This window comes from Ulvibacter litoralis, from assembly GCF_900102055.1.
Taxonomy (GTDB): Bacteria; Bacteroidota; Bacteroidia; order Flavobacteriales; family Flavobacteriaceae; genus Ulvibacter; species Ulvibacter litoralis.
This window is the reverse complement of the sequence record NZ_FNBA01000003.1, coordinates 52,981-67,296: the sequence shown is the minus strand read 5'-3', so window position 1 is coordinate 67,296 and position 14,316 is coordinate 52,981. Positions and strand designations below refer to the sequence as shown.

9 protein-coding genes are annotated in these 14,316 nt (G+C 38.5%); 8 read left to right on the top strand and 1 reads right to left on the bottom strand.

Annotation, left to right across the window (positions count from 1 at the left end; all coding sequences use genetic code 11):
• The first annotated feature begins 161 nt into the window (after positions 1 to 161).
• The 8 genes from BLQ00_RS10340 to BLQ00_RS17860 all read left to right on the top strand — a co-directional run bounded on the left by BLQ00_RS10340 (position 162) and on the right by BLQ00_RS17860 (position 9,571).
• Positions 162 to 1,013: a hypothetical protein gene (locus tag BLQ00_RS10340; protein ID WP_139149388.1), complete on the top strand. Its 852-nt coding sequence runs from the start codon at positions 162 to 164 to the stop codon at positions 1,011 to 1,013.
• Positions 1,014 to 1,027: 14 nt separating this feature from the next.
• Positions 1,028 to 1,903 (top strand): hypothetical protein, encoded by an 876-nt coding sequence (locus BLQ00_RS10335; protein ID WP_093144058.1) that lies wholly within the window; start codon positions 1,028 to 1,030, stop codon positions 1,901 to 1,903.
• 25 nt (positions 1,904 to 1,928) lie between these two features.
• On the top strand, positions 1,929 to 2,798 hold the full coding sequence (locus BLQ00_RS10330; protein WP_093144056.1) for a hypothetical protein: 870 nt from the start codon (positions 1,929 to 1,931) through the stop codon (positions 2,796 to 2,798).
• A 39-nt stretch (positions 2,799 to 2,837) separates the two neighbouring features.
• Positions 2,838 to 6,026 carry a choice-of-anchor B family protein gene (locus tag BLQ00_RS10325; RefSeq protein WP_093144055.1) on the top strand — a complete coding sequence of 1,063 codons (3,189 nt, stop codon included), beginning with the start codon at positions 2,838 to 2,840 and terminating at the stop codon, positions 6,024 to 6,026.
• A 522-nt stretch (positions 6,027 to 6,548) separates the two neighbouring features.
• A complete protein-coding gene (locus BLQ00_RS17585) occupies positions 6,549 to 6,722 on the top strand; it encodes a C1orf53 family protein (protein WP_175445445.1) in 174 nt (57 codons plus the stop codon).
• A gap of 33 nt (positions 6,723 to 6,755) precedes the next feature.
• Complete coding sequence (locus BLQ00_RS10315) at positions 6,756 to 8,735, top strand: urocanate hydratase (RefSeq protein ID WP_093144052.1); 1,980 nt, start codon at positions 6,756 to 6,758, stop codon at positions 8,733 to 8,735.
• A 13-nt stretch (positions 8,736 to 8,748) separates the two neighbouring features.
• Positions 8,749 to 9,285: a DUF4136 domain-containing protein gene (locus BLQ00_RS10310; RefSeq protein WP_093144657.1), complete on the top strand. Its 537-nt coding sequence runs from the start codon at positions 8,749 to 8,751 to the stop codon at positions 9,283 to 9,285.
• Between the two features lie 160 nt (positions 9,286 to 9,445).
• Positions 9,446 to 9,571: a hypothetical protein gene (locus tag BLQ00_RS17860; protein WP_280512708.1), complete on the top strand. Its 126-nt coding sequence runs from the start codon at positions 9,446 to 9,448 to the stop codon at positions 9,569 to 9,571.
• 12 nt (positions 9,572 to 9,583) lie between these two features.
• On the opposite strand, the gene BLQ00_RS10305 is transcribed toward BLQ00_RS17860, so the two are convergent.
• Positions 9,584 to 14,041: an HYR domain-containing protein gene (locus BLQ00_RS10305; RefSeq protein WP_093144050.1), complete on the bottom strand. Its 4,458-nt coding sequence runs from the start codon at positions 14,039 to 14,041 to the stop codon at positions 9,584 to 9,586.
• Positions 14,042 to 14,316 lie beyond the last annotated feature (275 nt).

Below are 14,316 nucleotides of genomic sequence, written 5' to 3'. Positions count from 1 at the left end.
TGTAAATCCATTTTTTAAGTAAAAAAGTCAAAATAACAAAATAATTTTAGCAATCTATTGTTATGAAAACTGTTAAATTTTTATGCTTTTAATCGAATTTATTAGTGTTTAGTCGAATTTAGTGGTACTATTGAAATTCCAAATCATAATAACCCCTGCTTATGCTTACTTATTTTACTTATGTAAAGTACTTTCTCATTTGCACTATTTTAGCTTATTGCACCCCTGCAAATGCTCAGATAGGCATTAACACAACGACCCCCAATGGGATACTAGACATAACTAGTACCACGCAAGGAGTTGTACTACCGAGAATACCTCTTACAGCCTCAAATACAATGGCCCCTGTGGCTAACCCACAAGGAGGAACCATTCCTACCGGAACCGTAATTTACAATACTAACACAACTTCGACTGGCACCAACGATGTTTCAGAAGGAATCTACGTATGGGATGGCACTAAATGGACACCCCAATTTGTTAAAAAACAATCAAGTCATTTCGAGCAAACGATTATGAACATGCGAATGGAGTCTAATGAAGGCTACAGAAACATCCCTTTAACATCATCCACTTTTAATGCTAAATACTCTGGATATTATAAAATTGAAACCCTAGTTAATTACGGAGGCGGTGACGCAAAGAACCCAAAAACTAGCGGAGGTTCTTCTGGGAGTCGTTCTAATGGAGAGCTCAATATCGCTTTACAAACAGGAACATTTAGACTTACTTTTAATGGGACCAACTACTATATCCCAGCAAATTCTTATTCTACCGCTTATAAAGACGCTACAAATTACTTCGGTATTTGGAAACAATTTAAACTTGTTACGTACGTCTATCTAAGAGCAGGCTCTTCTCCAAATTTAAGCTTGGCATTTGACCAAGATGACGCTCCAGAATTTATTAATGAAGGAAACGATAATAATTACGATGGTCAATTTGATGGTGGAGATGGTCACGTAGGATTTGACATACCTTGCTCTATAGAAATAACATATTTAAACGAATAATAAAACCTACTAAAATGAAATACACTTACAACAATATTATTTCTTTTTTGCTTTTATCGTTTGTTTCAATAACAACATATAGCCAAATAGGAATTGGGACTTCTGCACCTAACGGAGTGTTAGATATTACAAGTACTACCTACGGGGTTGTTTACCCAACAGTTTCCCTTACAAGCTTAACCGCTCAAATTGTCACTAACCCTAGTGCCCCTGCTATTGTAGCAGGAACAACCGTATACAATACTGCTACAACAAGCTTAGGCACAAATAGTGTGTATCCTGGAATTTATGTTTGGACTGGAGCTAAATGGGTACCTCAATTTGACAAAAATGATGCGAAAATTTACATTCAAGATTCAAATGTTCGTACTGGGTCAAGTAACTTATTAAATCCTGTCGCAGGGAATCAAACGATAGGTTTTGACACAAGTACTAATTATCCTTTTAGACCTTCATTTAATGGTCGGTATAAAATTGAAATCGTTGTACACTATGGTGGTGGAAAAATAGACACTCCGAATTCTCCATCAGATCAAAAGGTAAATTATGGGCTCGAAAGAGGTGAATTTGACTTTACTTTTAACGGAACGACACATTCATTCAACCTTAGTTCGTATTCAGGAAATAATGATGATAAATTATTTAAGGGCGGTAACAGTAGACCTCAACGAGTTTACACCAATGCCTACAGACAAGCAACATATTCTTTTGAAGAGGACTTAAGTCTTACTTCAACATACAATTTTAGCCTAACTTTTAATCAGGAAAACGCTCCTGGTTTTGAAGGCAATGGAGATTATAGTCTTTTACCTTCTGGAGACGGAAGAGGGTATGTCACTCAAAACCAAGATGTAAAATGTAGTGTTGAAATCACCTACGTTGGAGAATAAATACTAACTGTATTAAACAAAAGCAATGAAATTATTCAATAAAAAGCACATAGGAATCGCTTGTATAGTAAGCTTGTTTTCAATACAAGTGTATTATGCTCAAATAGGAATTGGAACGGTAACACCAGAAGGAGCATTAGATTTGAGAACCAATGATTTTGGCCTAATCTTTCCTAGAGTGCCACTAACAGCAAAAAATGTACAAGCCCCCGTTGTAAATCCTAGCGGAGGACCAATCGTAAAAGGAACAGTCGTATACAATACAAACCTCTCTCATAACGGAGCTAATGATGTCGTTCCAGGAATTTATGCTTGGGATGGTTCTCAATGGAACCCTCAGTTTTTAATGAAAGATTATGCTAAATTTGAACAAGACTCTGGATGCCTAAGAGTTGACACAAATAATGATGAATCTGAAGAAGATTTCATCGATGGTCTTGTAAATAAAACGTTTATTCCTAAATATTCTGGAATATATAGTATTAAAGTGAACACAAATTATGGTGCTGGTGAAATGACTAATTTCTATTCTGGAAATGAAATCTCTCTATCTACCGCAGAAGGAAGTTTTTACTTTTCACTTTCTGGACTAGGTGTCAATATTGACCCTAACCCAGGTGGATACGCCTATGATTACACAGAAGGATGGATTTACACCCACTCCTACTCAACTTATAATGAATTAGAAAACCCAGACATTAAAGACACTAAAGACATGCACTATTCTACCGTGACATATCATAAATATTTAACTGCCGGAACCCCTTACAACTTTACACTTAGCCTTAGTATTATTACTGGCGAAGGCTTTTTAAACAATGGAGATTCTGGTGAAGGAATGGGACACGTAGGTCACGACATTCCCTGTTCTGTCGAATTCACTTTTCAAGAATAAAAAACGAATTAAAAAACGAATCCATTAAACCCCGTAACTATGAACAAAGTACTACTCACATTATTATTAATCCCTGCATTCTTACTACACGCTCAAACGCCGTGTTCGGGAGGAACTGCTGGTGGTTTTCCTTGCAATGGCCTAACGCTTCAATCACAACTTACTATTGCGAATATGGGCGGACAGTCTTACGGAAGTAACGATCCTGCCGAAGCCCAAGATTCTTGGGGATGGACCGACCCTTCTACCCAAAAGGAATATGCTATTATTGGTATGAACGACCGTACGGCTTTTGTAGACATTTCAGACCCAAACAACCCTCTTTTCCTAGGACACTTAATGTCACATACGAATACTAGTTGGTGGCGTGATGTAAAAGTGTATAACAATTATGCCTATATCGTTAGTGACGACAATGGAAGCCACGGAGTACAAATATTCGACTTAACAAAGTTAAGAAATGTAACCAATCCACCTGTTACATTTACAAGAGACGGCCGCTATTCGGGTATTTCATATGCACATAATATAATAATAAACGAAGACACAGGTTATCTTTACATTCTTGGCTCAAATAGAAATAGTGGAGCCCCTCGTATTCTTGATCTTAACACAAACCCAACAAACCCTACAGTTGCTGGAAATCTCCCTTCTTCATTAGGGTATTGCCATGACGCACAAGTCGTAATATACAACGGTCCAGACCCAGATTATCAAGGAAAAGAACTATTAATTGGTGCCTTTAGCGGAAGTAACAAAGTTCATGTTATTGATGTTACAGACAAAAACAATCCTGTTCTTATTTCTAATATTACGTACGACTATCAAAAATACACCCACCAAGGATGGTTTACAGAAGACCAACGCTTTTTCATTTTAGGAGACGAAGAAGACGAAGCTATGTCGCCTGCAGTTGACAACACACGAACAATTGTATTGGACTTAAACGACCTTGACAACCCAATAGTTCACTTAGAACACTCTGGACCAACCTTAGCAATAGACCACAACGGATATGTTGTTGGAAACCGTTTTTATGTGGCCAACTACAATGCAGGAATGCGTATTTTAAAAGTAGACGGTCTTTACGAAAGCACTCCTTTTTTAGAAGAACTTGATTCTTTCGACACACACCCAGCTTCCAATAGTGCTGACTTTCACGGAGCTTGGAACGTATATCCTTTCTTTAAAAGTGGAAACATTATTATTAGCGATTTAGACGAAGGTCTTGTAATCGTAAAAGATCCCCTATTTGACAACGAAGATCCTGTAGCTGTTTGCCAACCTTACACAGCAACACTTGATAAAAACACAGGTTCTGTAACAATTACTGCGGAAGATATTGACGGCGGAAACTCTACCGATAACTTCGGAATTGTAAAGAAAACCATCGAAGGTCAAACAACTTTTACTTGTGCCGATGTGGGAACAACTCATAATATTACTCTTACAGTGGAAGATGACTACGGAAATAAAGCTAGCTGTGTTACAGTGGTAACCGTTGCTGCTGAAGAAACTTCGTATACTGGAATCGCTTGGACCAATGGAGCGCCAGGAAAAGGATCATTCGCGAAAATAGCTGAAAACTATAACACTTCATCTGTTGGAGCGTCAAGTATAGATGCATGTATGTGTGAAGTAGAAGCTGGAAAAACACTAACTATTGAAGCAAACGACTACTTAAATGTAACTCGAGATATTACTGTTAATGGAGACCTAGTAGTTGCACACACAGGTAGTGTAGTTCAAGAAGACAATGCTGCACTAGTGACTAACAATGGATCTATTAATGTAAATATTACAACGCCTACACTAAACGAAAGAGATTTCATGATGATGGGAAGCCCAATGTCTGGAGATACCAACACAATTTTCACAGATGTAAATACAGGTGTTCCTTCGTATCAAGTACTTTGGCACAATACCGATAATTTCACGCCAAACCCTGCCGTGGCAGCTGCTATGCCAGGCGCTGAAAACTTCTCAGATAATGGCGATAGCGATTACGACTGGAGAAATTACACAGGAGCAATCAACCCTGGAGAAGGTTATTTAATTCGCCCATCATACACACAAGGAGGAACTTACAACTACACATACTCTAACGGAACCCTAAACAATGGTATTATTACCTATGCTGCTGGATATAACGGAACCAAAAATGCAAGTCCAAACATCATCGCTAATCCATACGCTTCAGCAATTGACGCTACAGAACTAATTAATAGCAACTCAATTATTGATGAAGTGTACTTTTGGGAACATTTAACGACTCCTAACAACACCATTCCTGGTCCATACTATAATAATTATAGCATGGAAGACATCTCCATGTTTAATCTTGGCGGAGGAGTTCCTGCTGCAAATGACAATGGAGTATCGACTACTCCTACTGGAGTAATTGCTAGCGGACAAGGATTTGGAATTAAAGCCAATGCCTTAGGAACTGTAACATTCGATAATTCATTACGTTCAAAAACAGGAAACACAACATTTCATAGACCTGTAGCAATTGACCGTATTTGGTTAACGGTTCGAGAAGGAACTTACCACAAAGGAAGTACCGCTCTCATTGGTTTTACTGAAAGCGCTTCGGAAACACTAGATCCAGGATACGACAGTAAAAGATTAGCGACCATTGTTTCATTGTACTCTCACTTACAAGATGGTTCTGAAGAATTAGGAATTCAAACAACGAGCAGTTTTGATCCTACTATGAGCATTCCTATGGGATTCTCAACACTTGTTGAACAAGATGGAGGTGAGTTACCCTATGTTATTTCAATAAGCAATATTGAAGGTGAGAACATAGAAAATGTAACCGTTTACCTTGAAGATCATTTAGAAAATACTGTCACAAACCTAAGTGAAGGTAATTACGAATTTACTTCAGACAGAGAAACATACCACAACCGTTTCACATTGCGTTTTGAAGGTGCTGTTGCAGGAAACTCTGAATCGTTAGAAGATAGCTTACGTATCTTCCCTAATCCAACACAAGGAACCATAACAATTCAGTCACCAGAAAGTACCATTCAGAAAGCAACAGTGATTGACATACAAGGAAGAATCTTGTTCGAAAAGAGCTATGATACTGAAGAAGATGTTGAAGGTAAAAAAGGAAATGAATTTAGAACATTAGACCTTACAGGTTTAAATGCGGCTGTTTATTTTATTCAACTTCAAACCTCTAACGGATTGCTTACAAAACAAGTAATTAAAGAATAACCCAACTAACCAATTTTTGAAGAAGACCTTTGGATTGTTCCAAGGGTCTTTTTTTTGTTAATAAGATGAAGTTGATATTTTACAAATACTTCAAAAAGCTCCAAAAGGACCTGTTTTTTAAATAATCAAGGTCTTTCTCATGCGTATAGGCTTCAATTTCAAAGCTAATGCTTCGATAGGCAGCATTTTTATTTTTATGCTGAAAGTACCGTACTACAAATTCTGTTACATACCAGAGATAAAAAAACAACACGAATAGTTCTGCTTGCTGCCGCAAATGAATTCTTTCGTGATTCAGAAACACGGGGTTTTCTTTCAGGTGCTTCTCCTTCACAATAATGAAAGGCCAAAGTGCAATTCCCCAAAAACCTTTCCGAAGCAAAAAACGATTTACAATTACAAACATCTTCGGAATATACTAAAAACGAAACAACAATCGACACGCTCACTTTCAGAAATAAAGAAGCAAGGTATTTTACTAAAATTGTATCTTCCCTAAAATCAATTTGGTATTTTTGTGTTATGACGTTTTTTAAGAAAAAAATTGAACTCGAAGAAGGTGACTTTTACCTTACTCCTGAAGGCTACAAGTGCTTTACAGAACAATACCATTTAAAACGTGGCTACTGTTGTGAAAGCGGCTGCCGCCATTGTCCGTATGGTTTTAACAAAAAAACCAACAGTCAGAACAATTAAAACAAGCACTCTTAACTAATCATAACATGTAGTATGACTTTTAAAGAAGAAATAAAACAAGGAATTCCGGCACAACTACCCGAATTAAAACAATACGACCCCAGCATTAACCACGCTCCAAAACGAAAAAAAATACTTTCGGACGTAGAAACAAAACTTGCCTTGCAAAATGCGTTGCGGTATTTTAAACCCAAACACCACGCAACATTGCTTCCAGAATTTAAAGAAGAATTAGACACGTACGGACGTATTTATATGTATCGTTTCCGTCCAGATTATAAAATTTACGCACGTCCTATTAACGAATATCCTGGAGCTTGTGAACAAGCAAAGGCGTTAATGTTAATGATTCAGAACAATCTAGATCATGCCGTTGCACAACACCCGCACGAGCTCATTACGTATGGCGGAAATGGTGCTGTATTTCAAAACTGGGCCCAATATCGCTTGGTGATGCAGTATTTATCACAAATGACCGACGAGCAAACATTGGTAATGTATTCAGGACATCCGTTAGGGTTATTTCCATCGCATCAAGATGCACCCCGCGTGGTTGTTACTAACGGAATGATGATTCCGAATTATTCGCAACCCGACGATTGGGAAAAATTTAATGCTTTAGGCGTTACGCAATACGGACAAATGACCGCTGGAAGTTATATGTATATCGGTCCGCAAGGAATTGTACACGGAACTACAATCACCGTTCTAAATGGTTTCCGTAAAATTAAAAAATCGCCCAAAGGAGGTTTATTTGTAACCTCTGGATTAGGGGGTATGAGCGGCGCACAGCCCAAAGCAGGAAATATTGCAGGCTGTGTTACTGTCTGTGCCGAAGTAAATCTAAAAGCGACGCAAACACGTCACAGTCAAGGCTGGGTAGATGAAGTTATTTCAGACTTGCGCTTATTGTCGAAACGTGTTTCTGAAGCTGTAGCCAACAAAGAAACCGTATCGATTGCCTATGACGGTAATATTGTAGATGTCTGGGAACATTTTGACAAAGAGAACATTCATATTGACCTTGGAAGTGATCAGACGTCACTCCACAACCCGTGGGCAGGTGGTTATTATCCGGTTGGAATGACCTACGAGGAAGCCAATGAAATGATGGCAAATGATCCTGACAATTTTAAAAAAGAAATTCAAAAAACACTTCGGAAACATGCCGATGCCATTAATGCACACACGGCAAAAGGGACCTACTTTTTCGACTACGGAAATGCGTTCTTACTAGAAGCTTCACGTGCTGGCGCCGATATTATGGCTGAAAATGGAATAGATTTCAAATATCCTTCTTATGTACAAGATATTATGGGACCTATGTGCTTCGATTATGGCTTCGGACCTTTTCGATGGGTATGTGCTTCAGGAAAACCAGAAGACTTAGCGAAAACAGATGCAATTGCCTGTGCTGTTTTGGAAGAGATTATGAAAAACTCTCCGAAAGAAATTCAGCAACAAATGGCCGATAATATTAAATGGATTCAAGGCGCGCAAGAGAACAAACTGGTGGTAGGGTCGCAAGCACGTATTTTATATGCAGATGCTGAAGGACGTATGAAAATAGCTTCCGCATTTAATAAAGCGATTGAAGCAGGTGAGATTGAAATGGTAATTCTAGGACGCGATCATCACGATGTTTCTGGAACCGATTCACCGTACCGAGAAACGTCGAATATCTACGACGGAAGCCGCTTTACAGCAGATATGGCCATTCATAATGTGATAGGCGATAGCTTTAGAGGCGCTACCTGGGTAAGCATCCATAATGGTGGTGGCGTAGGCTGGGGAGAAGTTATAAACGGGGGCTTTGGTATGGTTCTTGATGGTAGTAAAAACGCACAAAGGCGCTTAGAATCAATGCTTTTCTGGGATGTGAATAACGGAATTGCAAGGCGAAGTTGGGCACGTAATGAAGAAGCTGTTTTTGCAATTAAAAGAGCCATGGAAATGAATCCTAATTTGCAAGTAACACTTCCTAATTTTGTTGATGAAGAGTTATTCAATTAAAAAAAACAACGCTATGAAAGCTATCAAGTTTTTACCCTTACTACTGCTTTTTGTATTTACATCGTGTGCTACCGTTCGAGTAGCTTCAGATTATGACAAAGAAGCTAATTTCAATAATTACAATTCGTTTGCTTTTTACAAGCCCGGAATTGACAAAGCGAAAATTTCAGATTTAGACAAAAAACGAATTTTACGCGCCATCGAATCTGGACTTACTTCTAAAGGAATGATAAAGTCTGATAATCCGACCTTATTGGTAAGTATTTTCACGAAAGAAAAAGAACGTGTTGATGTGTACAACAATAACTTTGGCTATGGCTGGGGATGGAATCCTTGGTATTACGGAGGTAGTTACAGCAATGTATCTCGCTCTACTGAAGGTTCATTGTATGTAGATTTAATTGACGCTAAAACGAACGAATTGGTTTGGCAAGGTGTTGGCACCGCTAGTTTAATTACAAGCAGCAATATTGAAAAGAAAGAAGAACGTATTCGTGAGATTGTTCAAGAGATTTTAACGCAGTATCCTCCGGGAACTATGAAAAAGTAAAAGCATTACATTTTTTAATAAATGTAAAACACAAAGGCTCGTTCAATTTGATTTGAACGAGCCTTTGTTATTATAACAATCTAAGCCTTACTGATTCACCTACCTACACCCTCTCTGCACGCCTTCATTTGTAGCAATTGTCATAAAACACATTCCTAAAGTGCATCCTTTTGTATTGATAGTAACAGAATTTTCTTCGGAAAGAAATACGCTTCAATTAACGAAACACGTTCCAAAGAAAAATCCCCCTTCCGAAGTCATCGAAAGAGGGATTGTTACCATTTAATTAAAAACCTATTTAGTCTTTAATAATCTGTTTTCTAATCTGTCCATTTTCAGTTTGAATAATGAACATATAGGTAGCACTTTGTAAAATTGAAACATCAATCGCTTTGCTTGCTCCCACACTTTCTAAGCTTTCACTAATTACAAGTCTTCCCATTAGGTCATAAACATGTAGTTGTTTTAAATGAATAAGCTGTGGATTGTTGATGTTTACAAAATCACTTGCTGGATTTGGATACAATCCAATACTTGAAACATCTATCGTCGCATCGTTGGTTCCTAAAACGCTATCTACCGTTAGTTGGAACGTACAGTTTGAAACATTTCCGTAAGCATCTTCTGCAGTACACGTTACCGTATACACACCATCACTAAGCAAAGTACCTGCCGCTGGATCCTGAGAAGTAATCACTACAGGGTCTGTACAATTATCTGTTGCTGTGGCTTCTCCAGTTGCGAAATAGTCTGGTACTTCATAAAATAAATTCCCTGTTCCTGGATCTACCGTTTGATCTGCTGGACACGTAACTTCTGGACCTAAAAGATCTACTACCGTTACGGTTGCATTACAAGTTGCTAGATTTCCATTCATATCCTGACTAAAGATTTGTACGGTTACTGGCGTACCAATATCTGAACAGCTAAATTCTGTAATATCAACCGCAGTTGTTTGTATTCCACAAGCATCGGTATTGGTTGCGATAACGTCGTCTGGAGTGAGTGTAGCCATTCCATTTTCGTCTAATTCAATCGTGAAATCCATACACACAAGCTCAGGCATTGTATTGTCTTCGACGGTTACAATCGCAGAACAAGTAGCCGTATTTCCATTACTATCTGTCACAGTAAGTATTACTGGGTTATCTCCTATGTTACTACAATCGAAAGTATCTATATCAAGATCATAACTTGCAATTCCACAAACATCTGTACTTCCTCCATCTACATCAGCACCTAAAATTGTAACTGTTCCTGTTGTTGGATCTAATTGTACTGTAATGTCTTGACAAACCACTACTGGAGCAGTAATATCTTCAACTGTAACCACTGCGATACAAGTTGAAACATTTCCATTTACATCAGTAACTGTTAAGGTCACATTGTTTGGACCTACATTGCTACAATCGAAAGTGTCCATATCAATAGTAGTACTTGCGATTCCACAGTTATCAGTACTTCCACCATCTACATCTGAAGCAATAATACTTGCCGTTCCAGTTGCATCTAACTGAATCGTAATGTCTTGACATACTGTAATAGGCACTTCATTATCTGTGATCGTAATTGTAAAATCACAAGTTGTATTGTTTCCGTTTATGTCGGTTGCCGTATATTCAATCGTGCTTACACCTACAGGGAATAAACTTCCAGAAGAAAGACCTGCAGTTTGAATCACACTAGCGATACCACAATTATCGAATGCAATAGCATCTGAGAAGATTACAACAGCACCACAGATTCCTAGATCTGTATTCGCTACAACATCTGTAGGACATGCCATTACTGGCGCCTCATTATCTTCCACCGTAATAACCGTAGTACAGGTAGCCGATTGACCGTTTCCGTCATCAACTGTCCATACTACTGTAGTAATTCCAGGGGTAAAGATTTCTCCAGCAATAGTTGCTGTTCCGTTCAAGTCGTTTGTAATGCTTCCGTCGCTGCAATTATCTGTAAAGGTCGCGTCGAATTCAGTTCCAACAACCGTGTATTGACAAACACCAGGATCTGTATCACGTGTATCATCAGCAACACAAGTAATCATTGGAGCTTCGTTGTCTTCTACAGTAATTACTGTAGTACAGGTAGCGGATTGACCGTTTCCATCATTAACTGTCCAAAGTACAGTTGTGATTCCTTTTGGTAGAATTTCACCAGCGATAGTTGCTGTTCCGTTAAAGTCATTTGTAATACTTCCGCTGGTACAATTATCTGTAAAGGTTGCATCGAATTCAGTTCCAACAACCGTGTATTGACAAACGCCTGCATCTGTATCACGTGTATCATCAGCAATACAAGTAATCATTGGAGCTTCGTTGTCTTCCACCGTAATAACTGTAGTACAGCTAGCCGATTGACCGTTTCCGTCATCAACCGTCCAAACCACTGTTGTTACTCCAATAGGAAGTATTTCACCAGCAATAGTAGCAGTTCCGTTAAAATCGTTTGTAATGGTGACGCTGGTACAGTTGTCTGTAAAGGTTGCGTCAAACTCAGTTCCAACAACCGTGTATTGACAAACACCCGCATCTGTATCACGTGTATCATCAGCGACACAAGTTATCATTGGAGCTTCATTGTCTTCCACCGTAATAACTGTAGTACAGGTAGCCGATTGACCGTTTCCGTCATCAACCGTCCAAACCACTGTTGTTACTCCAATAGGAAGTATTTCACCAGCAATAGTAGCGGTTCCGTTAAAATCGTTTGTAATGGTGGCGCTGGTACAATTATCTGTAAAGGTTGCATCGAATTCAGTTCCAACAACCGTGTATTGACAAACACCAGGATCTGTATCACGAGTATCATCAGCGATACAAGCAATCATTGGAGCTTCGTTGTCTTCCACCGTAATAACTGTAGTACAGGTAGCCGATTGACCATTTCCATCATCAACCGTCCAAACCACTGTTGTTACTCCGATAGGAAGTATTTCACCAGCAAGGGTTGCAGTTCCGTTAAAGTCATTTGTAATACTTCCGCTGGTACAATTATCTGTAAAGGTTGCATCGAATTCAGTTCCAACAACCGTGTATTGACAAACGCCTGCATCTGTATCACGTGTATCATCAGCAATACAAGTAATCATTGGAGCTTCGTTGTCTTCTACAGTCACATCAAAACTACAAGTAGCAGTGTTACCTGCGGCGTCGGTTACAACGAACGTGTTTGTTGTGGTTCCCACAGGGAATGTTGCTCCTGAAGGTAAACCAGCTGTTTGTGTAGGTGTTACACCTGATGTATTAAATGCAAAATTTAAAAGAGCTTCATGATATCCAGATCCTACAGTTGTCCATGCAGAAAAAGTACTAGTGCCAGATTGACCAGAGGATACCCAAGCAATTTCTCCGCCAGGTACATCATTGATTGCCCATTCGGCACCTCCTGTGGCACTTCCCGGTAATACAGTTATTACTGAAGGAGCTAATCCATTAAGGTTATCTTGATCTCCATTAGGAGCCGTTATTGTCATTCCTGTAATATCAGAAAATCCTGTTGTAAGATTGTTTGGACCATTTAATGTTCCGTAAGAAGGAGCTATATCATTGGTTGAAGTTCCTCCTAAGAAAGAAATCATATTAGAATCCGTCGGATTTGCTATTACATCATATCCTGTTACAAAAACATTGCCTCCATTCGCAACAAAGGAGTCTAAATTGGTAAAAGTAGCTAGATTGTGAGTATCTCCATAACCAACACTACCACTTGCGTGCCAATAAATTAAATCGTAAGATGCTAAAGCCCCTTGAAGTGTTGCATTATCACCTCCTGAATAATCATTGTAGACAGCTGTTACAGAGTGCCCTTCGTTAATTAACGCTGTTTCGATTTCTGTAGCAGCTCCATTATCTGATACAAATAAAATATTTAAAACTCCAGAGGAACAATTATCAGAAGCTGTTGGTTGAGAATAAGTTACAACCGCTCCACAAGTTCCTAAATCGTTTGAAACTGAGATAGGAGCTGGACATGAAATAATAGGATCTATCGTATCCACTACGGTGACAGTTGCGGTACATGTATCTGTATTTCCAGCACCGTCTGTTATCGTTAATGTTACAGTATTTGCGCCTTTATCTGCACAACTAAACGTATCGGTATCAAGACTTAGTGTAAAAGAACCACTATCGTCTGAGGAACCCCCATCTACATCTGCTCCTGTAATAGTAATAGAACCTGTCGCATCTAATTGTGCCGTATAATTTTGACACACAGCAACTGGTGCTACATCATCTCTATACATCACCTCAAAGTATAAGTCGTAGGGAGTTTCGTTCCATATTGTACCTCCAACACCACGTACCTTTAAATTCCCATCGGGATAAACATCAGAGTTATAAGCTCTATAGCCAATTTGCTCGGTATTGTCTTCAATAAATGCAAATAGATAAGGAGTTCCATTGGTTACTGGCAAAGGACTGGTAAGCGGTATTATTTGAGTCGAATTCCCTACAGGTAGACTTATTGTAGCCGAAGATGCTATAACAATAGTTCCAGCAAGGTCACTATAGACTTTTAAGGTTCCTGACGATGGAACTACTACCCCTACAAAAATGATTTTCACAGCTTCAATTGCTCCGTCGCAGTTTACAATAAAATCTTGAGCATATTCTGAAGTTCCAGGGGTAGTATAATTAGCATTTGTTTGGTCTTGAATTACATTCTGTCCAGGACCACATTGCGCAAGCAATGTGCCTTGAATAGGAATGCTTAGTAGTAGAAATAGTAATAGTTGTGTAATTTTTTTCATAATTGATTAGTTTATAAGATAGTAACAAAATTATAGGTATCCTTTAATAAAAAAAATACGTGATAACACGTAAATACCGAGATAAATTACACCCTAACCAACTAAATGAATAGTAATTCTATGTAAATAACATAGATTCAATAAAAAAAGACGAATTTAATTTTTAATAGGAAAGATTAATATCTAAATGCATCTATTTCCCTACACTAAAACTTGACAAATAGTTACATTTTATCGATAAAACAAACTCTTAATCGAAAGTTTTGAATTTTATA

Bases quoted from the DNA above. Each gene is read 5' to 3' on its own strand.
- BLQ00_RS10335 (WP_093144058.1), top strand. From the start codon at position 1,028: ATGAAATACACTTACAACAATATTATTTCTTTTTTGCTTTTATCGTTT.
- BLQ00_RS10305 (WP_093144050.1), bottom strand. From the start codon at position 14,041: ATGAAAAAAATTACACAACTATTACTATTTCTACTACTAAGCATTCCT.
- BLQ00_RS10325 (WP_093144055.1), top strand. From the start codon at position 2,838: ATGAACAAAGTACTACTCACATTATTATTAATCCCTGCATTCTTACTA.
- BLQ00_RS10340 (WP_139149388.1), top strand. From the start codon at position 162: ATGCTTACTTATTTTACTTATGTAAAGTACTTTCTCATTTGCACTATT.
- BLQ00_RS10315 (WP_093144052.1), top strand. From the start codon at position 6,756: ATGACTTTTAAAGAAGAAATAAAACAAGGAATTCCGGCACAACTACCC.
- BLQ00_RS10330 (WP_093144056.1), top strand. From the start codon at position 1,929: ATGAAATTATTCAATAAAAAGCACATAGGAATCGCTTGTATAGTAAGC.
- BLQ00_RS17585 (WP_175445445.1), top strand. From the start codon at position 6,549: ATGACGTTTTTTAAGAAAAAAATTGAACTCGAAGAAGGTGACTTTTAC.
- BLQ00_RS10310 (WP_093144657.1), top strand. From the start codon at position 8,749: ATGAAAGCTATCAAGTTTTTACCCTTACTACTGCTTTTTGTATTTACA.